The following is a 25,175-nucleotide window of genomic DNA, read 5'->3' on the forward strand; positions in this document are numbered from 1 at the left end:
TGAGCGTTGCGCGCATTCTGGGTCAGTTAACTGCCATGTTGACGCGATTATCCAGATGACGGGCCTGATATTCGGCGCGATTTTGCGCGATCTCATGCGGCGTCGGCGGATAGTTGGTCTTCGACACGGGAATCGTCCCTTGCTGTTCGGCCTGGATCAGCTCCGCGCGGACCTCGGCGCGCGTCTTGCCAGTGTTGACTGAGGCCGCCGGTGGGGTCGTGGCGCCGGTGGCATACGTACTCTGCGCGAACGCTGATTGACCGAAAGGGATCAGCGACACAACGACTGCGGCAAGTGCGGCATATCGGGTAAGTTTCATGGAAGGCTCCTGAGGTGGGTTGTGCCGGATCGCGCTTGTATCGCTCCCGGCCCGTTTCACGTAGCAGCGAGGCTACGAACCCATTCTCGGGCGCCGCGGTTTGCGCCGAGGTGACGCGTTCATGACGGATTTGTAATTTCGCGCTCAGCCACGCGCATAAATCCGCTCACCGAAACTGTCAGGCCTCCGACCCCAACGTTGTTACGCAATGAGAGGGTCAGCTGTTGCCGTTGCGCAATGCGGGCGGCAATGGCGAGTCCCAGTCCGCTGCCCGTGCCCTTGGCATGCTCGCCGCGATAGAAGCGGTCAAGCACCCGCCCCAGGTCCTGCTCCGGAATGCCGGGGCCGTTGTCCACCACTTCAAGGCCGAGGCGCTCTGACGTGCGCGTGAGCACAACGTCGACCTTGCCCCCTTGAGGCGTGTAGCGGATGGCATTGTCGATCAGGTTATTCAGCAGTACACCCAACGCGTGCGGGTCAGTTAGCACGTTGCACGCATCCTCGCGCGTGACCGGTTGCCGGAACTCGAGGCCCAGGTCAATCTGCTTTTCGTCGGCGAGCAGCGAGAAATCGCTGACCGCCTGTTCTCCAAGTCTGCGCAAACTGACGGATGCGCCAACGCTGGTAGACTGCGCGTCCTCGCGTGCGAGCGTCAGCAATTGCTGCACGAGCCGGATCATACGATTGAGTCGCCTATCGATTCGCTCGAGCGTCTGGCCATCGTCCTTCAACGTGCCGTTGTTCGAAGCGGCCTGCAACTGCAGTTTCAGCGCAGCAAGCGGGGAGCGAAGCTCGTGGGCTGCATCGGCGATAAACGCGCGCCGCGCCTCCGCCGCAACGTTCAGGCGGAGTAGCAAGTCGTTCAATGCCTCGACTAGCGGCCGGACTTCCACGGGTACCCTGCCGTCGAGGCGCAGCGGTTCGAGTGAATCCAGCGAACGCGTTGCGAGAAGACGCGACAGTCCGCCGATTGGCGCAAGGCCCCACGCGACGACGAACAGCACCAACAGGATCGTCACGGGCACGAACACGCCCAGCGGCCACAACGTGTGCAGCGCAAGTTGCAATGCCAGCGCTTCCCGAACAGAGACCGGTTGCGCGACCTGGATGAAGCGATCGGCCTGTTGCAACCCGAATACGCGCCATTGACCTTCGCTGCGGTCGATGGTGCGAATACCGGCCGGCAGACGCGTCAGGACAGCCGACTCTCGCGAGTGATAGACAAGCCTACCGTCCTTGTCCCATATCTCGATGAGAATACGGTCGTCCGAAATGCCTGCGGCCTCTTCGCCTTCCCTCTCGACCGTCTCCGCCGTTTCAACATTCGCGGGCAGCGACAACGCGACGGTACGCAGTTCATAGTCGAACAGTTCGCCGGCCTCGTCGCGGGCCGTATGAAAGATCGCCAATGCGGCAATCCCGGAAGCAGTGGCGAGACCGCAGATGAGCCAGCCGAGCAGCCAACGGCGGATCGACTTCATCCGAGCCTCTTCAGCCGATAGCCGACGCCGCGCACCGTCACGACCTGCTCTGTGCCAATCTTGCGCCGCAGGCTGTGCACGTGGACTTCGATCGTGTTGCTGCCCACTTCGTCGCCCCATCCATAGAGCTTGTCCTCGAGTTCCGCTCTGGTAAAGACGCGTGCTGGCTCTTCGATCAGCGCCTGCAGCAAGCCGAATTCGCGCGGCACCAGCGTCACTGGAACACCGCTTTTCCTCACTTCATGAGCGGCGGGGTCGAGGGTTAGATCACCGTGTGCATAGATCGGTTGCTTCTGTCCGGTGCGCCGGCGCAGCAACGCGCGTGCTCGCGCTGCCAGTTCGTCAAGATCGAAAGGCTTGATCAGGTAGTCGTCTGCGCCTGCGTCCAGACCGCGAATCCGGTCGGTCACCGCGTCGCGCGCGGTCAGGATGATGACGGGCGCTTCACCGCCTTGTCTGCGATAGCTGCTGAGTAAATCGATGCCGTTTTTCCCGGGCAAACCGAGGTCCAGCAGGACGAGGTCATATACGTCGTTACCTAGCGATAGCTCGGCGGCCCGTCCGTCCTGTGCCCAGTCGATTGCATAGCCCTCGCGCCGCATCGATTCGAGCACGGTCTCCGCAATCATTTCGTCGTCTTCCACCAGAAGCAGACGCATCGCGCCCCCTGCGTTGTCATCCCGGTGTCATTGTCGCGCATCTGGCCTTAGGTCTGCCTTAAGCCTTCGTTAAGCGTTCGTTCAATATCATCCACGTTCAACGGAGGAATGCGCGATGAAACCGGACGCTGTGAGTTTTGCGAGGCACGCTGTCAGCAAGGTTCCCGAAGTGACTTTGGGCTTCTGGGTGATCAAGGTCGCGGCCACCACGCTGGGAGAAACCGGCGGCGACTGGGTGTCGATGTCCCTGAATCTTGGCTACCTGATCGGCTCGGCAATCTTCCTCGTCCTGTTCATTGGCCTCGTTTGTGCGCAGGTAAAGGCGCAGGAATTTCGTCGCTTCCTGTACTGGGCGACCATCGTCGCTACGACGACGCTCGGCACGACCATGGCGGACTTCGCCGATCGATCGCTCGGGGTCGGCTATCCAGGGGGCACCACAATCGTCGTGATATTGCTGATTGCCAGCCTGGCGATATGGTATCGATCGGAGGGAACAGTCTCGGTCGAGAGCATCGTTACGGGCAAGGCGGAGTGGTTTTACTGGATCACGATCCTGTTCTCGCAGACCCTCGGAACGGCGCTTGGGGACTGGGTAGCGGGTGAGGACCGCGGTGGTCTCGGTATCGGATACGAATACGGAGCCATGCTCTTCGGCGCGGGACTGGTCATCGTGATGGGCTTATATTGCTGGACGCGTGTGTCCCGGACCGCGCTCTTCTGGGCCGCGTTTATCTTGACACGGCCGCTAGGCGCAACGTTGGGGGACTTCCTCGATAAGCCTGTAGCGGAGGGTGGCCTTCACATTAGCCGGCTTTACGCGTCCGGGATTCTGCTGGCTTTTATCGTGGTGTGTATTGCGTTGACACCGCAGCGCTCGGCGAGGCGGAGTACGGCGGTGTAGGCATTCGTTCTGCTCAACCACACACTTGCTCGCAATCTCCTTTGCTGTGGACCGGACGCTCACAGCGAGATTTCAAGGTGAGGACTTACAGGATGGTGAGGAGTTCCAGGAGATAGCAGGGAGTGGTGAGGTTATACGGGATGGCACACCTATCGTCGCTTTGTCCAACACAGCGAGGTCGAAACTCGATCGTTCCGCAAACCCGCTATCACGATACAAAATAGTTACGACTTTCACCCCTAGATGGGGCAGGCGTTTGCATCCGGCTACCCATCTTCCTTTGCACAGGAAAGTATCGACTTTTTGCAAGCTTCGCGGGAAACGCGCACTGAACAGCGAACAAAAAGTCACGACTTACCTTGCTACATAAGGGGTGAACGCTCACGTGCAAAAAGGGCCAGCTTGCGAAGGTCCCCTGTTGCGAGCCCCCGTACCGAGGGCGAGGCCCAACGCTTTAAGCGCCAGCAATGAATATTCCCGCACAACCGCAGTCGTATCTTCCCGCAAGCAGGCGCGGCGACTGCTCCAGTCTCACGTCCGCGACAGAACAATAACAAGGCCAAAAATATGTGCGGCATACTCGGCGGGGATCAAGGCGTCGAGATTCTTAGCCATCTCTTGCGCCCTCTTAGGTTTCTGGCCGTCTGGACCCTTCTTGGTTCTATGACCGAAACCGGAGCGGCGGAATTCGCTCCCGCCATTGAAATCGAACATCGCCGCTTGGCATCAAAAAATGACCCGGACCGCTTTGGCGTTTCCGGATTTTTTATCGGTCCAAGTACCCTCGAGGTGCCCGACTCGACTTCGAGTCGGGAAAATGAGGTTAGCCAGCGAAGCCAGCTCGCTGAAGAGCCTGGTTGACACTCAGCAACAGGGCCGCCTTGACCTGCGCGATGCTCGTCGGGTTTTTATCCTCCGCGATACCGTTACTGTAAACATCCGCGTACCAATCGCCATCCAGGAACTCGCCAACGTTGATGTCGCGCATGTAACCCTTTTCGATCACCACGTTGCGCTTCGGTAATACTGGCAACGCAAACACCAGAGGCGAACCACCGAGGAACTTCTGGATCGCCGGTCCGATTGTGATGCGAACGCGCCAGGCACCGTATTGATAGCGGTGCGGCTGGAAAATCGAGCAGCGTACGCGCGATGTCAGCGCCGGCAGGATCGCTCGCGCGAGAGCCGCTTTAACTGAACGCAGGCAGCGCGAATCGTCCCCCTGGTGCTCGAGCGAATACACATACAGGCCGCCAGACCACCGACCGTCAACAACCTTGGTATTGAGAAGCCCTTGACCCTCTTTCTTGCGGGTCACCGCGTATTCACTTGCAACGCGCAACGACCAGTCGCAATCAAGGCGATAAAGCTCAGTACCGTCCGGCTTGAAAAATTCCGGTATCAGGAACTCCGGCGAAGATTCAAGCACCTCAGGCGAGACGCCCGAAATCTCGACCGTCACGTCGTATGCAATGTCCAGGTAGCGGCCCGGGTTTTGTCGTGCCGGCGGACGCTTGACGATCTTCACGTCGATACGAGCGCCTTCCAGCATGACGGTCACCGACTCGGCAGTGCGGTCATCCGCGAGTTCGGTCATACGCGCGGCGAAAGCGGCGTGGTCAAGCAGCTCGGCACCCGGCTCGTTCAACAGCTTCCGCGGGTGATGGCCATCGAGTGCGGCAATCAGCGCGGCATGCGTTTTGACGCCGAAGCCACGGGCGAAAGCCTCATTGAGTTGCGAATCGCGCACACGAAAAAGCTCGCTGGTCGCGGCAACGATATCACTCTTCAGGGACTGGAAATGGACGCGACTAAACGAAGATGGTTGCATATTGCACCTCTTAAAAAGTGAGAAAAATAGCTGCTTCTGTCCTGGTTGCCGGGCATTTACACCAGAACCTCACTTCGAGGCCTGACGCTGCTTGTGTTGCGGATTACTGCGCTCTTCAAGTTTTGGCACTTCAGCCGAGCTGGGCTGTGGCGGTTAGCCAAGTTGGCAATCTAATCGAAAATTTCACGCCTGACAAGCCCCTGTCGACAGCCCCTGTCGAACGACGGCAAGACACTGGAAGCTGTGTGCGGGTAGTCGCTGATTTGCGACCGTTTGCGGCGGCGCCGGACGCGTGTCCGCCCAGGCACTCGTGACTAACGAGTAGCGATGAGCTCGTGACCGGCGTCGAGCAGTCGGGACTTTACTTCCGGCCAACATGCCCTCCTGGTCACATCGTGGCCGTCTGTGCCGTCAACGCGAATGCTCCGTCCGCTAGTGGTCGATAGGCAAAGAGCATCCAGCCACTCCAATCAAGCAACGTCCCCGGCTTCAGGGCCAACGGAAACGTGCAACTCTCCAGCAAACTTCGCGCGCACGATGACGCCTACGCGAAAATAGGCAACAAGATCTTCAAGCGACGCTCTCACGACGGCTTCGCGACCTTAATCAAGCAGCGCCGCTTTTTTAGATCGGGCCAACTTGCACGCTCGGTAACGTCGCACCCTGCGTAGGCGAGTTCACGCGAGCCGCGTCTGCGTTCGATCGGTTGCTCACACGGATCGAAGAATCGATGGTGGCTGTCCGCCAATCCACCGAGTCTGTCGTCCGTGCCACCGGAGAGATCGTGGCCAGTATCCTGGACTTATTCTCTCGCACGGAGCAGCAAGCTGCATCGCTTGAGCAGACCCGCCTGTAGCAACTGACCCTTATGTCCGTAGAACGTAGGACGGACATCGAGGGGAACTCGCATCTCCCTCCGGCCGTACGTGAACCTGAACCCGTCGCCTCCTCACAATGCCGCCTGGGTTCCGTCTTCGCCGGCAATGTTCGGCGAAGACACATTGAACTGGGCTTCTCCCAAGAGGCGCTTGCAGAGCGGGCCAGCGTGCATCGTACTTACGTCCGGATGTTGGAGCGGGGCGAGAAGAACGTGACGATCTACAACATCGAACGTATTGCTGATGCTCTTGAGGCGGAGCCTGCTTCGCTGTTACATCGGTGCAGGGAAGCCCGGAAGCGATACGGTCCGAGGAGCATCTTCATCTCGCTGTTACGTCCAGTTATATCGTCTTCGGGGATAAGCGGACGTTATTCTTGCGTGTCCTTCGGTCGTACGCAGAGACGAAAGGCGCTCTCGCTGCGAAGGCGCTCTTCTCGCCGCCGACTCTTCGCGACTCGCTCGCCGGCTTCCTGAGGAACGCTGTAGAAACTGCGACCGAGGAAGGATCAGCCCCGGGGTGTCTTCTGGTGTGCGTTGCGCCGCTCGTGGACGATGCTGAGGTCCGGCAGTTCGTGTTGGACGCCGTAGCTGCCGCTGCGGCGCTTGTGGAACGCCGTTTCTGCGACGCGATCAGCGCGGGAGAAGTCCGGTCTGACTTTCCCGTAGCCGCGCGCGCGAGCCAGGTCCTCGACCTTGGCCGCGGTCTGACGATGCGTGCACAGATGGGCACGTCGCGTAAGACGCTCCTCAAAGACACTGAGGAAGCGGCCGACTTGGTGCTACTACCGCGGCGTGGAACTGCGACGCCAGAAAGTTGACGCCGGCGTTAAAGGGCGTTGCGGGGCAGTAGGCTTTGATAGTTGCCGATCCGCGCGCCCTCAAACCCGATCAATCGTTTCCCGTTTGGGATAGGAGGGATCACCTTGATTTCAAAGTCGAAGCCCGAGAGCCAGTTGACCCCAAGCGCGCTCCCTCTCGGGTGGCGATTCGCGGCAGCATGAGTTGCCCATGCTCTCGAAATCGTCGCGCGCAATCTCGGCAACTGGAAACCCCGCGGCATCGAACGGCTTGTCTGTGAGACCTCCGAATCTGACCTCAAGATGCTCCTGGTCGTACTGCAGAACGACTCCCGCGTCGCATCAGTGTGCTTTTTTGCGGTGACCTGAACTTTTGGGCAACCTTTGCATCACGCCCGACCATTACGAAGTGCTCCATGTTTGACGCTTCGGCGCCAACAAGTTTGCGCGATATCTATGGAGCCAACGTCGATATCGACGGCGGCACCCGCTGGGATGCGCCGATTTTGCAACATCTCGCGGAGACGAGAAATCGGTGTTCTGCCGGTGCTGTCGAACAGCACCGGCAGAGGTGTAGAACTTCACCCATCGGCCAGCCACCCACGTGAGGGTACATGGTCGCGGCTTACGGAGAGCTCACGCCTTCTTGGGGCAGAAAGAGACACGGCGGGACCGGTCCAGCAGGCCCATCCGCCTGCACCTCGCGAACAGTGCGTATAGCCAACGGTTCTCGGCCGAGCGTCACGCCGATCTGCCGGTACGTGTCACATCGTTGCTTGATCGGCAACGATTCGAGCGCGGGCGCCCTACTCGCAGCGATGGAAGCGAGCCGCTCGCGCACGTCGGGCGCGAGCGAATGAAGCAACCTGCAGACGTTTTCTCTGGCAACGCCCCGATGGAATTGCCAGCTCTCAGAAACGCGTCTGGACGCCAATGCGCCCAATGAACTGCGACGCGCTGCTCGATGTCACCATCACGTCATTGATCTGCGCCGCCGCACCCTGGTTTGCGCGCTGATAGAGGGCTGCCACGTAGACGCCGGTACGCTTCGACAACTGGTAGTTCACCGTCGCGGTGAGCTGGTGCGCGTGGTTGTCGTCGACCACCTCGTTGCCCTTCATGTACATGTACGCGCCGCTCAGCGACCACTCCGGCGCGATCTGCCACATGCCGCCCAGTTCGGCCTGCCAGACCTGGCCGCCGTTCAGCTCGTTACGCACTGCCGTATAGAGCGCGGTGGCAGTAACGGAGCCGATCCGGTAGTGCGCGCCGACACCCCAGTTGCGCACGCTGTCCTGTGCACCCGAGACCGCCGTCTTCACCTGCGTGTACGCAGCGTTCGCGCCGAATGCGCCGTGCGTGTAGTTGATCCCCGCGCTCACGCCGCTGTTCGAACCGAACGAACCTGCGACGCCGCCGAAGCCATACATCGCACCCGCGGAGAAGCCGCCATAGCTCATGCTCTGATACTTCACCGAGTTGTTGACGCCGACGCCTGCCATGCGGTCCCAGTCGAATGCGCCCGTGGGATTGTCTGGCAACGCGAGCTTCGCGAACGGCCCATTGCGGAAGTCATAGATGCCCTGCGTATAGATCGCCGCGTCGTCCAGCCCGAAGAACAGCGAATCGGTCATGAAGTCATACTGGTTGCCGAAGGTGAGCCGGCCGTAGCGCTCGTCGTCGAGACCGACAAATGCCTCGCGGCTGAACAGGCTGCCGCCCGGCATGAACGATCCCGTGCCCATCTCGAACTGGTTTGTCAGCACCAAGATGGCATGCGTGCCGCCGCCCAGATCTTCCTTACCGGTGAACTTCAGCAGGTTCGGCACGGCAACGCCGTCGTCGAACTTCAGCACGTGGCCGCCGCCTTCGTTGCTGACATAGGACACGCCGGCATCGAGCAGGCCGCTGAGCGTAACGTTGCTTTGCGCGTACGCATGACACGCGAACAGCAGCGTAGCCGTCGCGCAAAGGGCTCTGGTTTTCATTGACTGTCTCCTGAATCGAATTGTTATGGTTCGCGACGAGGTGTCGCGGATTGCATGAATGCGTGGGTAGCGAGGGATACGCGGTGACGCGTCAGGCGATGTCTTTCGGCACGCCGAGCGTGGCGCCCGGAGCCACGTCGCTGCGTCTGCGTGGCGACGTTTCGACGAGGAACAGCGACACCACGGCGCCCACGACGAGGCCGCCAAGCGCAAAGGTCAGCGTGGACGGCAGGCCGAAATGTTGTGCGACGAATCCGGCGATCGCCGGTGCAAGTCCGCCGCCGAAGATTTCACCCGCGCCCGACACGAAGCCCACCGACGAAGCGACGAGTCCGATCGGCGCCGCTTCGGTCGCGATCGGGCCGCTTAGGAGACCGAGCAGGCCAAGCGCGAACACGGAGACGCCGAACAGCAGGATGAAGAGCGTTTGCGGATTGGCGCCGGTCTGTGCGAACAGATACAGCAGCACCGCCGCACACACGAACGCGATGATCGCCGCGTTGCGCCGACCGATGAAATCCGACACCCCGGCCACGCCAAACGAGCCGACGAAGCCACCGAAGCCGATCGCCGACACGACGAAGCCCATCTTCTGTGTGTCGAGATGCAGCACTTCGACGAGATAGGTCGGTACCATCGCGCTGACCACGAAGATGCCCGCCATCGCGCACAGGATCGCGAGCGTGGCGAGCCAGACATTGCGGCGTCTGAACAGCGTGGTCCAGCGGGGGCGGGCGGAACTGACCTGCGTGGGCATCAGTTCGTTGCGCGGCTGGTCCTTCAGCGTGCGAGCGATGAGGATCGCGACAATCAATCCCGGCACCGCGGAAATCGTGAAGACCCAGTGCCAGGACGGCACAACCCGCAGCAGTTGCGTCGCTAGGATCGGCGCGACGCCAAGACCCAGCAGCGAGAACATGCTGAGCTGCAGCCCCAGATTGAAGCCGCGCCGCGACGGCAGTGACGCCTCGCCAGTAGCCGCGACACTGGCCGGCGTGAACGCCCCTTCCGCAATGCCCATCACTGCGCGGATCAGCATCAGGCTAGCGAAGCCGCTTGCGAGACCCGACAGGCTCGAGAGCAATGAAAACGCGACCATCGTCGTGACCAGAATGCGCTTGCGACCGATGCGATCGGACACGGGCCCCATCGCGATCGCCCAGACGCCCCACGCGACACTCAGAATCCCAATGAGGCTACCCAGTTGCTGGAAGTTCAGATTGAGATCGCGCATCATGTGCGGAAACAGCGGCGCGACGATCCAGCGGTCCAGTCCGACCAGGCCGAAACCGAGGCCGAGCAAAACGAGTGTCTTTATTTCGTATACCGAATCATGTTTCTGACCCGTTTTCACATGTTCAGGTGAAGCAGAATGCATGAGGGTGTCTCCTGTCCAGGTTCTCGGAATTTGTTTATGTTCTATATTTGTTATAGATGATAAGTTGTTTATCAAAAAACGCAAGAATCCCGGGTTAGGGGAAAACGCTGAATTCGAGGTAGTCGCATGCTATGATCCATCGAGCCTGTTTTGCCATGTCCACACCCATGTTCCACGCCTATGTCGACCAAACCCACCGCCGATAACATCAACGACGATCTCGTCGGTCAGGTCGACCAGTCGGAACTGCTGGATCTTCTCGGTTACAACGTGCGGCGCGCATATCTGGTGATCCAGGCGCACTTCGACATGCAGATGGAAAAGCTCGAGGTGCGTCAGGCCGATTTCGCGGTGCTATCCACCCTGCGGCGCAATCCGGGCATCAATCAGAAGTCTCTTGCCGAGGCGCTTGCCATCGCGCCGCCCAACCTCGCCACGTTGCTCGACCGCCTCGAATCTGCCGGGCTGCTGGCGCGTCAACGCAGCACCGGCGACAAACGCATCCAGCTCGTCTCGCTCACGCCGCAAGGCACGAAGCTCCACACTCAGGCAGTGAAGGCCGCGCGCAAGGCCGACGAAGCGGCCGTGCACCGGCTGTCGAGCGATGAGCGGGATCAGTTGAGACTGCTGCTGTCGAAAATTTTCCAGGACTAGCGCGCGCCGGTGGGGAACGACACCGCGTTCCCCACCGGCACATCGCGTTCAGGTAGCGATCGGGTCTGCTGCGACCAGCATCAACGCATCGAGCGCCAGCACGCCCTGCCCACGCGGATAGACGACCACCGGATTCAGGTCGATCTCGCGAATATCCGCTGTCGTTTGCAGCAGGGCCCCCAGATGCACGACCACCTCCGCGAGCGCTTCGACATCCAGCGCGGGCGCACCGCGATAACCATGCAGCAGCGGCGCACTCTTCAGCTTGCCGATCTCGCGCACCACCGCCTCTCTGGTCAGATCGTGCGGCAACAGGCGAATGTCGCGCGTAACCTCGGCAGCGACGCCACCGAATCCGATCAGAATCACCGGCCCCCACTGCGGATCGTGGCGCGCCCCGACGATCATCTCCAGCCCACGCTCCCCCATCCGTTCGATCAACACGCCATCGAGCGCGACTCCGGGAGCGCGTTGCCGCACGTTGTCGTGAAGCTGCGCCCACGCCAGTCTGAGCGCATCGTCCCCGCTCGTGCCGAGGATCACGCCGCCTACGTCGCTCTTGTGGCTCAACGCGGCCGCCTGCACCTTGAGCGCGACCGGGTAGCCGAGCCGCCGCGCGATCGTCAGCGCGGTGTCGAGATCGGTGGCAAGCTCGCCGCGTGCGAACGGCACACCTAGCGGCGCAAGCAGTTGCTTGGCCCGGTATTCAGGCACGACGCCGTTGGGCAGCGCCATGCCGGGCGTGATGGGCTCAAAGACGGCCTGCGCGAAGTCGCGGGTTCCGAGTTCCGACAGACGGGCGACCGCGCGCAGCGCGCGCTCCGTGCTCGGGAAGTACGGAATGCCCACCTCGCGCATCTGCGCGATGTAGTCGGCAGGCACGAGCGCGCCTTCGTCCAGGCCGGCACAGATCACCAGTTTCTGCGGCCGCAGTTCGCGCACCGCGCGCAACACCGGCGGCATCTTGATAGCGCACGTCACCGAGTCGGTCTGGATGAGACCGATCACGATCGCCGAGAAGCGGTCGTCGTCGAATAGCGCAGACAGCGTACGGTAGTAAAGCTCAGGATCGACCAGCCCCTGCGCGGTCAGGTCGAGCGGATTGGCCACCGCCACGAACGCCGGCATCACGGAGCGGAGCGCGGGTGCATCGTCATCGTGAAGCGCGGGCAGCTCGAGATCGAGCTCCTCGCAGAGATCCAGACACAGCGCCTTGAATGCCCCAGACTCGCCAACGATCGCGGTGCCGCGCGCGGGCAGCTGCGCGCAGCGCAGCCCGATCTCCGCGATGTCGCCGAGTTCTTCCAGCGTGTGGGCGAGCACGATGCCCGCGCGTTCGACCTTCGTGCGCATCAACGCATGGTCGCCGGCCATGGCGCCGGTGTGCGTGGCCGCCGATTCGCGCGCGGCGGCGCTCCTGCCCGGATGCAGTAACACCAGCAGCTTGCCCGCCTCGCGTGCCCGACGCGCCGCCGCGAGCAGCCGGCCCGGTTGACGGAACTGCTCGGCGATCAGCGCGATGACGCGCGTGCCGGGATCATCGAGCAGGAATGCCAGATAATCTTCCAGGTGGCTAGCCGCCTCGTTTCCCGTCGACACTGCGTACGACAGCGGCAAATTGCGGCTTGCCAGCGTCGTGTTGAGCACTGCCATCATCGCGCCGCTCTGCGACAGAATACCAATCGCCGGATGCTCGCGGTTGCGCTGCGCCTGCGCGTCGCTCACTGTCGTTTCGATGAACGTCAGCGGCACGCGATCGAGATAGTTGATGCAGCCAAGGCAGTTGGGCCCTTCGACGAGCATGCCCGCTTGCGCAGCGATGCGCGCAATCTCGCGCTGCTGCGCGATGCCTTGCTGCCCTGCTTCGGCGAAACCCGCCGAAAAGATCACGACCGCCCCGACCTTGCGTGCCGCAAGCGCGCGCACGGCATCGAGCACTGCGGGTTGCGGAATTGCCAGCACGGCGACGTCAATGCCATCGGGCAACTGGTCAATCGAATTCACGCACGGCCGGCCGTCGATTTCGTCGCGCTTCGGATTGACGAGGTAGATGCGGCCCCGGTAGTCGTTGCGCTCGAGATTGGCCAGCACCGAAGCGCCGAGCGCGCCGGGCGTCGGCGAAGCACCGACGATGGCGATCGACTCGGGCCGCAGCAGACGTCCCACAGCCTGCGCGCTCACTGCGGAGCGCACGTCGGATTGACTCGGGTTCATGTCGGCGGGCTCCCGGGCTCAGGTACGCTGGCGTGTCAGATCGTACGTGCCAAGACCGGGCTTATAGGTCTTGTCGTCGAGGAATTGTCGCAGACCTTCCTTGCGGCCGTCGTCGTCGTAGCTGTTGGCCGCTTCCTGGGCACGCACGAGAAAGTCTTCCGCGTTGTCGTAGGTCATCTCGCGCACCCGGCGGACCGCGTCCTTGGTAGCCTTCAGCGCAACCGGATTCTTTTTCAGCAGCGCCTGCGCCACCTCGACGACGCGCGCACGCAATTGCGCGGCAGGCACGGCCTCGTTGACGAGCCCCCACTCCTCGGCCTTGCGACCATCGATACGCTCGCCGAGCATCGCGTGATACATCGCGCGACGAAACGACAGCAGCTCCGCTGCGACCTTCGACGCACCACCGCCCGGCAAGATGCCCCAGTTGATCTCCGACAGGCCGAAGTGCGCGTCCTCGGCGCAGAACGCGAGATCGCAGGCGAACAGCGGGCCATAGCCGCCGCCGAAACACCAGCCGTTGATCATCGCGATGGTGGGCTTCTGGTACCAGCGCAAACGCCGCCACCAGCCGTAGCTCTCACGCTGCGCCTTGCGCGTGCCTGCGAGACCATCGGCCTCCGTATCACGGAAGTATTCCTGCAGATCCATGCCGGCCGTCCACGCGGGCCCTTCTCCCGTCAGCACCAGCACACCCGCGTCTGGATGGAATTCCAGCTCGTCGAGCACTCCCATCATGCGACGGTTCAGCGCCGGGCTCATCGCGTTGCGCTTTTCCGGGCGATTGAATTTTACCCACGCGATGCCGTTCTCGATGCTGAAAACGACGGTCTGTTCTTCTGCCTGACTGCTCATTGCCGACACCTTGTTCGAAGAGAAATGATAGATCGGGGCGCCGGACTGCAATACCCTACAGACGCCCCGCTGCTGCCTAGAATGGATACTGCGGCACGGCGTCCTTCACCGTGACCCACTGCCAGTGGGTGTACTGCTCCCAGTCCGCGGGACCGCCCACGCTGGTGCTGTTGCCCGAGGCGCCCGTGCCGCCAAACGGGTTGATCACCTCGTCGGCCACGGTCTGGTCGTTGATATGCAGAAGGCCCGTGTGCAGACGCTCGCCCAGTGCCATCGCGCGTCCGACGGATGCCGAGATCACGCCGGCGGACAGGCCGTATTCGGTGTGGTTGGCGAGCTCCACGGCTTCATCGTCGGTATCGAACGGAATTACGCTGGCGACGGGCCCGAAGATTTCCTCATCGAATGCGCGCATGCCCGGCTTTACGTTGGACAGCACCGTGGGCGCGTAGAACAGTCCCTCGTGCGTCGCACCCGCCTCGACTACCGCGCCGGCCGCCACCGATGCGCCAACGATGTCGACCACATTCTGCAACTGCCGCTGGTCGATGATGGGCCCGAGCGCCACCTGTGCGACGGCTGGGTCGCCCACCGGCAGGTGACGCGCCTTGTCGGCGAGACGCCGCGTGAGTTCTGCAGCGATGCCGCGCTGCACCAGCACGCGGCCGGTCGCCATGCAGATCTGTCCCTGGTGGAACCACGCGCCGAATGCGATCGCGGAGACCGCGCGGTCGAGGTCGGCATCGTCGAGGACGATCAGAGAATTCTTGCCGCCCAGTTCCAGCGAGACCTTCTTCAGATGCCGGCCCGCCAGTTCGCCGATTTTGCGGCCGGCGGCCGTCGAACCGGTAAACGCGAGCATCGGCACGCCGGGTGCCTCGACCAGCGCCTGCCCGACGTCCGCGCCACCGGGCAGCACATGCAGCAGGCCCTTCGGCAGGCCCGCGGCCGCCAGCACTTCGGCAATCACGAAGCCGCCGGCATACGGCGTGCGCGGATCAGGCTTGATCACCACCGCGTTGCCGACAGCCAGCGCGGGCGCCACCGAGCGCAGAGACAGCACCAGTGGGAAGTTGAACGGCGAAATCACGCCGATCACGCCCAGCGGCAACTGGCGCGCGATGCTGAGCCTGCCAGGGACGCTCGGCAGCACGCGGCCGGTCGCTTCCAGCGGCATGGCCGCGGCACGCTGCAGCAGCACGATCGCTTCACGCACCTCATGCTCGCCCTTAGGGAGGATGGCGCCGGTCTCGCGCGCAATCAGCGCTGCTGCAGCCCGAGCGTGCTCCTGAAGCAGCGCTGCCGCGCGATGAAACACGGCAGCACGTTCGCGCGGTGGCGTGGCGGCCCACGCGCACTGTGCCGCGCGCGCCGCGCGCACCGCAGCCGTGACGTCCTCCTGCGTGGCCTTGCCGACCTGATGCAGCGGCCGACCGGAAGCCGGCTCGATGACGTCCAGCGTGCCCGGCACGCGGACCCAGTCGCCGTTGAAGATCGCGCCGCGCCATGTATCGGCGTTGGCAAGCGAGAGGCCTGACGGATTGCTCATGACGAATGTCTCCAGTTGGTGTTGAACCTGCTCTGTTCAGATAGCCGTGGCGGCCAGACCGCCGTCGACGGGCAGATTGACGCCGTTGATCCAGCGCGCGGCGTCGGAGGCCAGAAACACGATAGCTTCGGCGACTTCGTCGGCGTACGCGGGGCGTTTCATTCTGGCGGCATCGGCCTCCACGCGCTCGGGACCGAGCATCGTGACGAAATCGCCCAGAATCGGCGTAAAGACGGGACCCGGCGCGACGCTGTTGACGCGCACCGAATGCTTCGCGAACCAGTCCTGCGAACGGCGCGCGCTCCACACGATCAGCGCTTCCTTGAAATACTGGTAACAGGTGGCCTGGGGCACGGGATGCCCGGCGAGCCAGCGCGAGCCGGCATCGAAGCCGTCCGTCCCGGCCAGCTCCCGATGCAGGGCCAGCCGTTGCGGCCATTCGGCGCCGAGGATCGACGCGACGTTGATCACGTTGCCGCCCGGCGCGAGACGCGGCAGCAGCGCCTCGCACAGATGGCGCAGCCCCAGATAGTTCACGCGCGCGACGACGTCGACCGGCGCGGTGCCCGGCACTCCGGCGATATTCGCCAATGCGTCGATGCGAGCGGGCAGGCGTTCGACCAGCGCGTCGATCGCGTCCGGATCGCCCAGGTCCGCCTGGTGGAACGCATCGAGGGTCATGTTGACTGGCTGACGGTCCACGCCGATCACACGGGCGCCATGAAACCGCGCGAGGCGGGCGGTTTCCGCGCCGATTCCGGACGCAACGCCAGTGACGATCAGGGTCTTGCCATGCAGATTCATTGAGCTTGTCTCCTTGGTTCCGGTCGAGTGCCGTTTAATTGTTTTACACCATAATAGTTACATCGTATAACTATTTTTTCAAGCAAAATTTCAGCATGCGCGACTTGGCGCGGAAACGGCTAGAGATCGAGCACGAGGACGGGCGAGCGTGAACGCGAGCAGCACGGCAGGAAGTACTCGCCGGCGGCCTTCTCCTCGTCGGTCAGGTAGCTGTCCCGGTGATCGGGCTCGCCTGCCAGCACGCGCGTCACGCAGGTGCCACACACACCTTGTCCGCACGACGTCAGCACGTCCACGCCGTGTTGCGCGAGCGACTCGACGACCGTACACCCGGCTGGCACTTCGACCGACACGCCGCTGCTTGCGATGCGCACCGTAAAGCTGCTCTCTTCACGCGCATCTGCATTCGCAGCCACACTCGCGAAGAACTCATGATGCAGTCGATGATCGGCCCAGCCTTGCGACCGCGCTTCGGCCAGCACCGACTCCATGAAACCGCGTGGACCGCACACGTAGAGATGCGTGTGCGCGGTCGCCGCCGCGATCACCGCGGCGATATCGAACGCTTGATGCGCAGCCGCATCGTCGAAATGAATCTGCACGCGTTCTTGAAATGCGGAGGCCGCCAGCCGCTCGACGAACGCCGCCCGCTCGCGTGAACGCGCGCAATAGTGCATGTCGAATGGCGCATTCTGCGCGGCGAGATGCTCGGCCATCGCGAGGATCGGCGTCACGCCGATACCGCCCGCGAGCAGCAGATGGCGGGCTGCCTGCGCGTCCACCGGAAAATGGTTGCGCGGCGCGCCGATCCGGATCAAGTCACCCTGTCGCACCTGATCGTGCATCGCCATCGAACCGCCCCGTCCGTTCGCATCGCGCAGCACCGCAATTTCGTAGCAGTCGTTGCGAGCCGGATTGCCGCATAGCGAATACCGGCGAATGAGCCCACCTGGAAGATGCACGTCGACATGCGCGCCCGCGTCGAAGCCGGGTAGCGGCGCGCGATCCGGGCGACGCAGTTCGAAACCGCAGATGCCGTGCGCCTCATCCCACTTGCGCACCACTTCGACCGTCAACGTGGCGTCGTTCACGAAGCCTCCTTCGTCGACACGACCGGCTTGATCGGCACAACCGGCATGCCCTCGTGCGCTACCTGTTGCGATCGCTCTTCGGCCAGCAGACGGTCGATGATCTTGCGGGACAACACCCCGCCCGCATCGATATTGAGCTTCAGCAGCGAACGCTCCGGCCACGCCAGCAGGTTTTGCTGCTGACGCTCGAGCATCTGCAGATCCTCGGCAAAGATTTTTCCTTGACCTTCGCGGATTTGCGCGGTCAGGTCCACGTCGTCCGGCCGGAAATTGCGCGCCATGCCCCAGAAATACCAGATTGACGTTTCCGTCTCGGGCGTGATGAAATCGACGACGATCGAAGACGCCTTATGTTCCGCAGGTGCGTCGTACCCGCCATGCTCCGCGTGCGCGACACCCACTTCGATCATCACGTGACTGGGCGGCGTGAAGCGGCAGATCTGCCAGCGATCCACCGGCACATCGTCGGCGAGGCCATTGCCGCGCAGCGCCATCTGCCAGAACGGTGGCGCCGCGATGTTGTGCATGAAGCGGCTCGTCACGACCTCGTCGCCGCGGCTCGCGGTCTTCGGCGGCGCCTCGTCAATCTCCTTCTGGCCGATGCTGCTCGCGTGCACATAGGTTTCGTGTGTGAGATCCATCAGGTTGTCGATCATCAGCCGGTAGTCGCAGCCGATGTGATAAAGGCCGCCGCCGTAAGCCCAGCCAGGATCGCTCGCCCACGGCAGCGGGTGCAGCTGCGCGGGATCGGCCTGCGAAATATCGCCTGGCCACACCCAGACGAACCCGTCCCGTTCGAGTGCCGCATAGCGCCTGATCGACGGAAAGCCGCCCACTCTTTGTCCGGGCATTGCCGACGCCTTGCCGTCGCAGCCCATCTCCAGCCCGTGGTAGCCGCAGACCAGCTTGCCGTCGCGCACAAAGCCGAGCGAGAGCGGTGCGCCGCGATGCGGACAGAAGTCTTCGAGCGCGATCACCTCGCCCGCTTCGCCACGGTAAAACACCATTGATTCGCCGCAGATCCTGCGACCTAACGGCTTGCCATCGATCTCGTCCGGGGTGCACGCCACGTACCACGCATTCTTCAGAAACATCGCCTTTGTCTCCTCCTGATGTCGGAACGGTTCGATTCAAATAATGCGAACCGTACACAGCGATCCTAACATTCAGTACACTGAATGTGACTGAGTGTACTGAGCGTCCCGGAACCCGGCAAGGACGGCGGTATACTGGTTTTCCCTGAAAGGGCCGCTACGCCGCGCATGCGGCGCATCGAATCATTACCTGCTCGCCTCGCCATGAAAAAACGAAACACAGCTGACGCATCGCGTCCGCCCCTGCATCTTTATGAAGAGCCCGGCCACTTGATCCGGCGCGCTAATCAGATCGCGGTAGCGATGTTTTACGAAAAGCTCGGTCGCGATATCACGCCGGTGCAGTACGCGGTGCTGCGCATGCTCGCAGAGAATCCCGGGCTCGATCAGGTAACTCTCGCGCAGAAGGTCGCCCTCGACACGTCGACGACGGCCGACATTGCCGCGCGCCTGGAAAGCAAAGGTTGGATCGTCAGGGAAATGCTGCCGAGACGGCAGCGCAGCCTCGCATTGACGCCTGAGGGTACGACGCTGCTCGCCGAGTTGACGCCGCGGGTTCACGATCTACGCGATAGCCTGTTCGAAGGCATGGGTGAAGAAGATGCGCTTGATCTGATGCGGCTCCTGAGCAAATTCGTACATCTGAACAACGAGCAGAGCCGGGCACCGCTTAAAGCGTAGGGCTAAACACAACGAGTGCTATTGCGATAGAGCAGAGCCGACTGGAATGCGATTCGACCGCTCTTGTGCGTACCCGTTTACGCCGATAAGTAAAGTTATCGTCGGGATCAATTGTAGGCCCCAAGCTGTAACGTCCTACCTGACTCTCCCGGAACCGCTCACCTAGTGGTGCATGTCGCGAACGAGGCGCAGACTGGCGCAACTTATTTCGCTGAAACGGCCTTTACGCCATCGCGGCCTCAATGTGCTGCTTCATGCGTTCCAGCAGCGATGCGCCGGTCACCTGCGATCGTTCACAACGTTCGGCCAGCGCGTAGTCCAGTTCCGTGGCGATGGTGACGGCTATTTGACCGCGCGCGCCCTCCTCTTTGGTGTCACTATCCCGGCCAAATTTGACACAACTGGGCGTAACCTAACAAGGAAGTCTTTCGGCTCGAATCTCAAGTAGGCGGCGCGATAGCGAGCGACCGCCTGCCCATCAGAAACGTAGAAGCCGGAAAACTCTCGGGGAGTTATCGGCCGGCGCCGTTGCCCAAATGGCGGTTCATTGGAAAAAACCACATGCCCTTCGTCCCATTCCACCTCGAAAACTGATCGAACGTCGTTTTGAAGAAATTGAACCGAGAGCGGCCCCTGTCGCGAGAGCTTGTCAAAAATGGCCAGCGTCGGATCGTTCTCGCCAATGCGATCCGAAATGTAAATACTGATGTGTACTCCTTGCGCAAGGCATGAGCGGAGACGCTTTATTACGTCACCATCAATCTTTGCCGCGGACGGATTCGTCGTGGTGATTGTTATCGAACGCGTCGCCTTTTCAAGCGCCTGAAAGAGGTAATACTCCATCTCATGGCAACGGACAGGGACAACGGGCAAGCGATCAAGCTCCTGTTCGAGCCCGTTAAGCTCGATCTCGTATTCAATCTTCTTTGCTAACAACGAGTCGACTCGCTCTTCCGCAAGGCGCGAGTTTACTCCACGTAGATTCAGCAACAGAATACTTCTACGCTGGACAAGACTTGCGACGTTCGGGCCTTGGCCGTTTCCACAAATCAGCTCGCGGTAGCGTTTTCGGACTGCCTGCACGCCTGGCTTGTTCGCCATCGCTCGATCGACCCCAATCAGCTTTGGCAGCCCAACCTTCGCGCAGGTGGCGGTAAGGTCGTTGTCGATTGAGCCGTTGATAGCGAGGCGGAACGTCTGCTCACCGTCGGGCCCGGCGAATATCAACGCCACAGACTGTCGGTATCTGCCAAAGGATTTGTGAATACCCGTTACACGGAGCACTTCGAAGCTGGAGGCCCCGAGATCACCAACGGAGCTACTGGCAGCCCGAAGCTTGTTAATGTCACCGACGTCGAGTTCTTCAGTCAGCGGCCTCGCAAATGCATTGGGTAACGGCGCCATCAGTCCATCTGGACCGGCTCGCTGTTTTGTATAGACCAGCGTTCGGTCGAGCACGACGCGCTGGATTGGATCCCACAGCACATACATGCGTCGATCCGATGGGCTCGCTTCCCCGCCCTGCCGCAACAACTCCTTTCCGCGCCGTAGCAACAGATATTGGCCGAAGGCGTCCGTTCCAAGGTAGTCACCGTCACACAGACCGCGCAGCAACCGTCTGCCATACGCAAGGTCAACGCCAAGGAATTCGCATATATTTCCGTCCTCCACCAAACCCGCTTCGACTGCACGAAGGCAAAATTCTGTCGGTGCCGGAACTGGCCTGCGGTCAAGACCGATAATATCTACAACGAGAAGTTGGACTGGCAAATGCAGGATGAAATAGTCGACCAGGGTATGCCCCGTCACTGAATCGAAACGCTTTGCAATTTCAGTTTGGTCTCTCATATGTCCTTCAGCAGGCAGAAGTCCGGGTTCGCGCGAATGTAGTCGATGACCATCCGAAAATGGTTCTGTCCTTTGACGCGGTGACAGAAAGTCGCATCTCCGACAACTACCAGAGCGTCCCTCGCTCGCGACAACGCGACATTAAGGCGTTCCTTCTCACGTTGAAAACCAATTCTGTTTTCGTCGTTTGAGCGCGTGACGCTGTAGAGGCAGATATCCGCCTCTCTCCCCTGGAACGCATCGACGGTATTCACTTCCACGGTAAAACCGGCGTGAGGTCCTATCTGCTGCGAGATGTCGTCACGCAACCGCGCGACTTGAGCTGAATATGCTGCGATGACCGCCACCTCTATCGCCTTCTTGCTTTTTCGCGTTTGCCTGGATATCTCTTTCAATTGTTCAATGATTTCGTGCGCTTCGGCCACATTTTCGTACGTGCCCCCTGGTGCCTCAGTCTCCGCATGTTTCGGCATCTTGGATGTGGACAGCCACGTTACTGCCATCGGATAGATTCGCGCTACCACCACATTTCGCTTATCGTCATCGCGTACGTTGACGAGTTTGTTGTCGTAAAAAACTTGACTGACCAATGCTCCGATTGTGCTGCACATGCGCCTCTGCTCCACCAACTCCTCGACACACTCTCTCGGGAGTCTGGACAGAAGGACGGATAAGAGGCTCTTCTTTGCATCGTCTGAAAAAGGAGATTCACCATTTTCGTTCAATGCTGACTCAATATATGGCGGCAACTGCTTGGGGTCACCAACCAGGATTGTTCGTCGACTTCGAGACATTGGGACAAGCGTCTCAGTTGCCGTCGCCTTGGATGCCTCGTCGACAACGCATAAATCGTACTCGTCCTGCTGGAAAGCGGGCGTGCTTCCCAACCCGATGCACGTTCCCGCCACAATCCGCGCCTCGCGAAGGACAGCGCCATGAAAGGAGCGTTCAGAACCAAGCCGATTTAGCCAGTCCAGATGAAGCTTCATGAGCGGCAACAGATCTTTTCTGGCGCTATTTTCTGTAACAAGACCATCCAGCAACCCTTCGAGTTCGCTGTCGTCCGCCGTCCTGAAATCGACGCCAAAACCATTGAGCCTGTCGAGACTATTGACCAATCGACCAAGTCTCGCGTCCAATGAATCAATGCTCGTTTGTAGTTCGTCCTCTTCGCCCAACGTATCCACCGTCTGGCGCAGAATCTCATGCGGGTCCGGAAGCTGTCCCTCCCCGAGTTGCTCCAACCGCCGGTCGTCGATCTTCAGTTTTCTGTCTCTGAGACTCTCTTGTCTCTCGTTGAGCGTCCGGAGCGCCTTCCGTGTTTCCAGGTAGCTGCGCCCCAATAGCTCGACCTTTACTTCGAACGCGTTTATGCCTTTTCCTTGAGCATAGGCTTCCATGAAACGCTCGGAACGTGCTTCGGCCTTCAGGCACCAGTCTTTGACTTTCCGCTCCAGCGTGAGGCGCTCTACAGACTTATTTACCTTGTGTGCATTCTCTGATCCAAATGACACGATACGCACCACTTCGTCCGCGAGCTTTTTCTCATCCAGTTTTGCAATGATATGGTCGAGTGCGACATGAGTCTGTGACGACAGCAGGATGCGTCGGTCGGGATAACGTTTCAGATACGCGCTGATCAGCTCTGCAATCAAGGTCGTCTTACCTGTTCCCGGCGGACCGTTCACGACGAGTAGGCTGCTTACCTCCATTGCCTTGTCCAAAACCTGTCGCTTGTCCGAGCTCAGATGATCGGGAAACTGAAGGCCGGCCGGTTCAGGGGGTGTAGCAGTCTCCGGCTCGGACAGGACGGCACCGATCGTCGGGCTGACCGCTCTCCCCGCGCGTATATCTTCAAGCGCCGCACGTTGCTTCTGAAGCGACTTGCGCTCCGCCTCGAAGTTGGTCTGAAGCACTGCATTTGCGCGTGGAACGTCTCCTCTCTTTCCAGACCGCAGAAAGAGTGTTACCTGGTCAGCCTCCACATCAACCACTGTAAAAATGACGGGCCTACCGCTGACCGTCTGCAATACCAGCGACGCACCGAGTTCCTCTCTTTCGAAATCACCCTCGATTGTTGCAATGAGAAATTCCTCTTCGTCGTCTATCCGACGAGCAAGGAATTCCTTTTGCTTGTACTTGTAGAGACGCTCCTTCTCGCGCAGAAAATCCGCCCAACAATCAAACCAGTAGTCACGCCTCTTCTGCTCCGCCTCATTAGCCCGCGCGTTGTCCACTACGTCTAGTCGGCTAAAGAACGTACGCAGCCCATCACGGGCCGTCTTGTATTCGCGAACCGCGTCAGCCCGGAAGGTAACTCCCGGCACCGTGGCGTATTGCTCGCGCAGTTCGCTTGCTCGATCAGGCGTGTGAATTGCCAATTCCTCGACCAGCAAGTCGTTATCCCGAGTCCTGCACCGAATCCGCAAAGTGGCGCCCACTATCCGGACAAATCCTACGTCCTGATCGTTGAAGGCAGACCAGTTGGAATTGAGGTCATCAACAATATAGGACGCACACTGTCTCTCGTCTAAATTCGAAAACTCGGCCTTTAGTGACGCAGTACTGGATGGTTGAAGGCACAGAAAGACGTCGATTGGAACTTGCGACTTGGACATCGCGGCCGCGTGGTAAGAATCGAGGTCTGCGAGAAGAACCGAGATAGCCTCTTGTCGAGCGTCCGGTGATTCAGATAACGCCTTGCGCAAGATAGATTTCGGCGTCGACAGATCACGCAAACTTTCCAGTGCGAGACGCAAATCCTCCGCCGTATGAAATATTGTGCCGGCCAGACAAGATGTGGCAATTGCCGCCCAGGAGTACAAATCCCTTTGGTCTGACCGATAACCGTCGTCTGCCTCGGGGGGCGTGTACGGGGGCGATCCCGTCTGGGAAAAGGTCAGGCCCAGTTGGGGCTGTGTGGTGTTGCGAGCGATGCCGAAATCCACGATCTTTGGTGTCCCGTCCTCGTCGAAGAGCACGTTCTGCGGTTTTAGGTCCCGGTGAGCCCAGTGCCGTTGGTGAGCATATGCCAGCGCTTGTAACAATGGCCGACCAATTTCTTCATAGAACTCGCTCCAGCTTGTCGGACCTTGTGCTTCGATGCGCTTTGTGAGATCACCGCCCGGAAGCCACTCGAGCACCAGATACGGGATGTTAGAAACGTTTCCGCTGTCGACGAGCCGAACAATGTTTGGATGCGAGAGATCATCGAGCGCTCGCCCCTCTCGCTCGACTGAGAGCGCCGCGCGCGCATAATCCGATCTGTTTAACGGCACCTTTATCGCCAGCTCTCGCTGGTCGGTTATCTGTGTTGCGCGAAAAACCGCTGACATGCCCCCGTCCGATCGGTCAGCAGAGATATCATATTTTTGATCGAGCACAATCCCGTGCCGGATCGGAAAGCTGTCGTCTGCGCGGGCGGCATGCTCGCTCTCGCTTCTCAGGTTCATTCTTTTTGTCTCCAGGGCGCATTCTCAAATCGCAGTCCGGCCAATTTGCGGGCCGACCTCATGATGCACGAGGTTTTTCGTCCAAGTTTAGTTCTGTACAGAATATTATCGGCCGCCAAGCATAAAACCTAAGGCCTCTGTGCCTGCGTCGTCACCGCATTTCCCCAGAGCAAGAATCATTTCAAGATTGAAAGCCATCGTTGCGAACGGAGCGACGCCCGTCACCTTTCTGGTACTCGCGGTCAGGAGGTCAGGGCCAATGTTAGTATCCGGAAACAAGCACCGACTGAGATGTTTAGGAATGAGTCTGTAAATCTATATAACCCTGACACTTATGAGAAAGATTCGTGCTTAACACGGTCCAGTCCCAGATGCAGTCGTCAAAACCATCATGACCATACTTCTGCCCCGAGACTGACCGAATGTCCAATTCTGTCGCTGCCCCCATGCCAGTCGCCTTGTATAGCGATCTACCGATGACGCGACAGGCATATCGTGCATTTCGTGCACGGCTCATTGCGTCCGAGGCAGTTCAACGTCGGATCGAAAAGGCTTGGGCCAAGACCTCCTACATACATGGTTGCTGGGCTCGCCGGCCGCTCGGTCTCGCTTACGGGCGGCACGTGATTCAAGCATTTCGAGATCAGGCGCTCGACGTGCTCGAGACGCTCACCGACGACGCAATAGATGAAGCAA

The 25,175-nt window shown here is 60.6% G+C and carries 20 protein-coding genes; 6 read left to right on the forward strand and 14 right to left on the reverse strand.

Annotated features, from left to right (window positions below; all coding sequences use genetic code 11):
- Positions 1 to 22: 22 nt before the first annotated feature.
- The 3 genes from BUS06_RS23080 to BUS06_RS23090 form a co-directional block, all read right to left on the reverse strand.
- Complete coding sequence (locus BUS06_RS23080) at positions 23 to 319, reverse strand: DUF4148 domain-containing protein (RefSeq protein WP_074266748.1); 297 nt, start codon at positions 317 to 319, stop codon at positions 23 to 25.
- Between the two features lie 119 nt (positions 320 to 438).
- A complete protein-coding gene (locus BUS06_RS23085; protein ID WP_074266749.1) occupies positions 439 to 1,800 on the reverse strand; it encodes an ATP-binding protein in 1,362 nt (453 codons plus the stop codon).
- Entirely contained in the window at positions 1,797 to 2,459 is a 663-nt protein-coding gene (locus BUS06_RS23090) for a response regulator (RefSeq protein ID WP_074266750.1), read from the reverse strand. The genes BUS06_RS23085 and BUS06_RS23090 overlap by 4 nt, the downstream gene beginning before the upstream one ends.
- Before the next feature lie 115 nt (positions 2,460 to 2,574).
- Here BUS06_RS23090 and BUS06_RS23095 point away from each other — a divergent pair, with 115 nt between their 5' ends.
- The gene (locus BUS06_RS23095) at positions 2,575 to 3,363 is read left to right on the forward strand and encodes a COG4705 family protein (RefSeq protein ID WP_074266751.1); all 789 of its coding nucleotides are present in this window, start codon (positions 2,575 to 2,577) and stop codon (positions 3,361 to 3,363) included.
- A gap of 823 nt (positions 3,364 to 4,186) precedes the next feature.
- Here BUS06_RS23095 and BUS06_RS23105 read toward each other — a convergent pair.
- The gene (locus BUS06_RS23105; RefSeq protein ID WP_143787633.1) at positions 4,187 to 4,960 is read right to left on the reverse strand and encodes a hypothetical protein; all 774 of its coding nucleotides are present in this window, start codon (positions 4,958 to 4,960) and stop codon (positions 4,187 to 4,189) included.
- A gap of 18 nt (positions 4,961 to 4,978) precedes the next feature.
- On the opposite strand from BUS06_RS23105, the gene BUS06_RS37500 reads away from it, so the two are divergent.
- The 3 genes from BUS06_RS37500 (at position 4,979) to BUS06_RS38815 (ending at position 6,892) form a co-directional block, all read left to right on the forward strand.
- On the forward strand, positions 4,979 to 5,215 hold the full coding sequence (locus tag BUS06_RS37500) for a hypothetical protein (RefSeq protein ID WP_143787634.1): 237 nt from the start codon (positions 4,979 to 4,981) through the stop codon (positions 5,213 to 5,215).
- Positions 5,216 to 6,062: 847 nt separating this feature from the next.
- A complete protein-coding gene (locus BUS06_RS38705; protein WP_217272830.1) occupies positions 6,063 to 6,548 on the forward strand; it encodes a helix-turn-helix domain-containing protein in 486 nt (161 codons plus the stop codon).
- Positions 6,449 to 6,892: a TetR family transcriptional regulator C-terminal domain-containing protein gene (locus BUS06_RS38815; protein ID WP_429289191.1), complete on the forward strand. Its 444-nt coding sequence runs from the start codon at positions 6,449 to 6,451 to the stop codon at positions 6,890 to 6,892. The genes BUS06_RS38705 and BUS06_RS38815 overlap by 100 nt, the downstream gene beginning before the upstream one ends.
- 890 nt (positions 6,893 to 7,782) lie before the next feature.
- Here the strand turns inward: BUS06_RS38815 and BUS06_RS23125 are convergent.
- Together BUS06_RS23125 and BUS06_RS23130 are read right to left on the reverse strand one after the other, a co-directional pair.
- A complete protein-coding gene (locus BUS06_RS23125) occupies positions 7,783 to 8,859 on the reverse strand; it encodes a porin (RefSeq protein WP_074266755.1) in 1,077 nt (358 codons plus the stop codon).
- Positions 8,860 to 8,950: 91 nt separating this feature from the next.
- Positions 8,951 to 10,237, reverse strand: a complete 1,287-nt coding sequence (locus BUS06_RS23130; RefSeq protein ID WP_074266756.1) for an MFS transporter — start codon at positions 10,235 to 10,237, stop codon at positions 8,951 to 8,953.
- 180 nt (positions 10,238 to 10,417) lie between these two features.
- On the opposite strand from BUS06_RS23130, the gene BUS06_RS23135 reads away from it, so the two are divergent.
- Positions 10,418 to 10,891 carry a MarR family winged helix-turn-helix transcriptional regulator gene (locus BUS06_RS23135; RefSeq protein ID WP_074266757.1) on the forward strand — a complete coding sequence of 158 codons (474 nt, stop codon included), beginning with the start codon at positions 10,418 to 10,420 and terminating at the stop codon, positions 10,889 to 10,891.
- A gap of 48 nt (positions 10,892 to 10,939) precedes the next feature.
- Here BUS06_RS23135 and BUS06_RS23140 read toward each other — a convergent pair whose 3' ends face one another.
- The 6 genes from BUS06_RS23140 to BUS06_RS23165 form a co-directional block, all read right to left on the reverse strand.
- Entirely contained in the window at positions 10,940 to 13,105 is a 2,166-nt protein-coding gene (locus BUS06_RS23140) for an acetate--CoA ligase family protein (RefSeq protein ID WP_074266758.1), read from the reverse strand.
- An 18-nt stretch (positions 13,106 to 13,123) separates the two neighbouring features.
- Positions 13,124 to 13,960: a p-hydroxycinnamoyl CoA hydratase/lyase gene (locus BUS06_RS23145; protein ID WP_074269248.1), complete on the reverse strand. Its 837-nt coding sequence runs from the start codon at positions 13,958 to 13,960 to the stop codon at positions 13,124 to 13,126.
- 76 nt (positions 13,961 to 14,036) lie between these two features.
- The gene (locus tag BUS06_RS23150; protein ID WP_074266759.1) at positions 14,037 to 15,509 is read right to left on the reverse strand and encodes a benzaldehyde dehydrogenase; all 1,473 of its coding nucleotides are present in this window, start codon (positions 15,507 to 15,509) and stop codon (positions 14,037 to 14,039) included.
- Between the two features lie 36 nt (positions 15,510 to 15,545).
- Positions 15,546 to 16,313, reverse strand: a complete 768-nt coding sequence (locus tag BUS06_RS23155; protein WP_074266760.1) for a coniferyl-alcohol dehydrogenase — start codon at positions 16,311 to 16,313, stop codon at positions 15,546 to 15,548.
- A 119-nt stretch (positions 16,314 to 16,432) separates the two neighbouring features.
- Complete coding sequence (locus BUS06_RS23160; RefSeq protein WP_074266761.1) at positions 16,433 to 17,404, reverse strand: PDR/VanB family oxidoreductase; 972 nt, start codon at positions 17,402 to 17,404, stop codon at positions 16,433 to 16,435.
- Complete coding sequence (locus tag BUS06_RS23165; RefSeq protein WP_074266762.1) at positions 17,401 to 18,498, reverse strand: aromatic ring-hydroxylating oxygenase subunit alpha; 1,098 nt, start codon at positions 18,496 to 18,498, stop codon at positions 17,401 to 17,403. Before BUS06_RS23165 ends, BUS06_RS23160 begins: the two co-directional genes overlap by 4 nt.
- A gap of 204 nt (positions 18,499 to 18,702) precedes the next feature.
- On the opposite strand from BUS06_RS23165, the gene BUS06_RS23170 reads away from it, so the two are divergent.
- Positions 18,703 to 19,179, forward strand: coding sequence for a MarR family winged helix-turn-helix transcriptional regulator (locus BUS06_RS23170; protein ID WP_074266763.1), 477 nt, complete (start codon positions 18,703 to 18,705; stop codon positions 19,177 to 19,179).
- Positions 19,180 to 19,521: 342 nt separating this feature from the next.
- Here BUS06_RS23170 and BUS06_RS23175 read toward each other — a convergent pair whose 3' ends face one another.
- Positions 19,522 to 21,027 (reverse strand): hypothetical protein, encoded by a 1,506-nt coding sequence (locus BUS06_RS23175; RefSeq protein WP_074266764.1) that lies wholly within the window; start codon positions 21,025 to 21,027, stop codon positions 19,522 to 19,524.
- Positions 21,024 to 24,479, reverse strand: coding sequence for an AAA domain-containing protein (locus BUS06_RS23180; protein ID WP_074266765.1), 3,456 nt, complete (start codon positions 24,477 to 24,479; stop codon positions 21,024 to 21,026). The genes BUS06_RS23175 and BUS06_RS23180 overlap by 4 nt, the downstream gene beginning before the upstream one ends.
- Positions 24,480 to 25,175 lie beyond the last annotated feature (696 nt).

Origin of the sequence: Paraburkholderia phenazinium (assembly GCF_900141745.1) — a bacterium.
GTDB classification, from domain to species: domain Bacteria; phylum Pseudomonadota; class Gammaproteobacteria; order Burkholderiales; family Burkholderiaceae; genus Paraburkholderia; species Paraburkholderia phenazinium_B.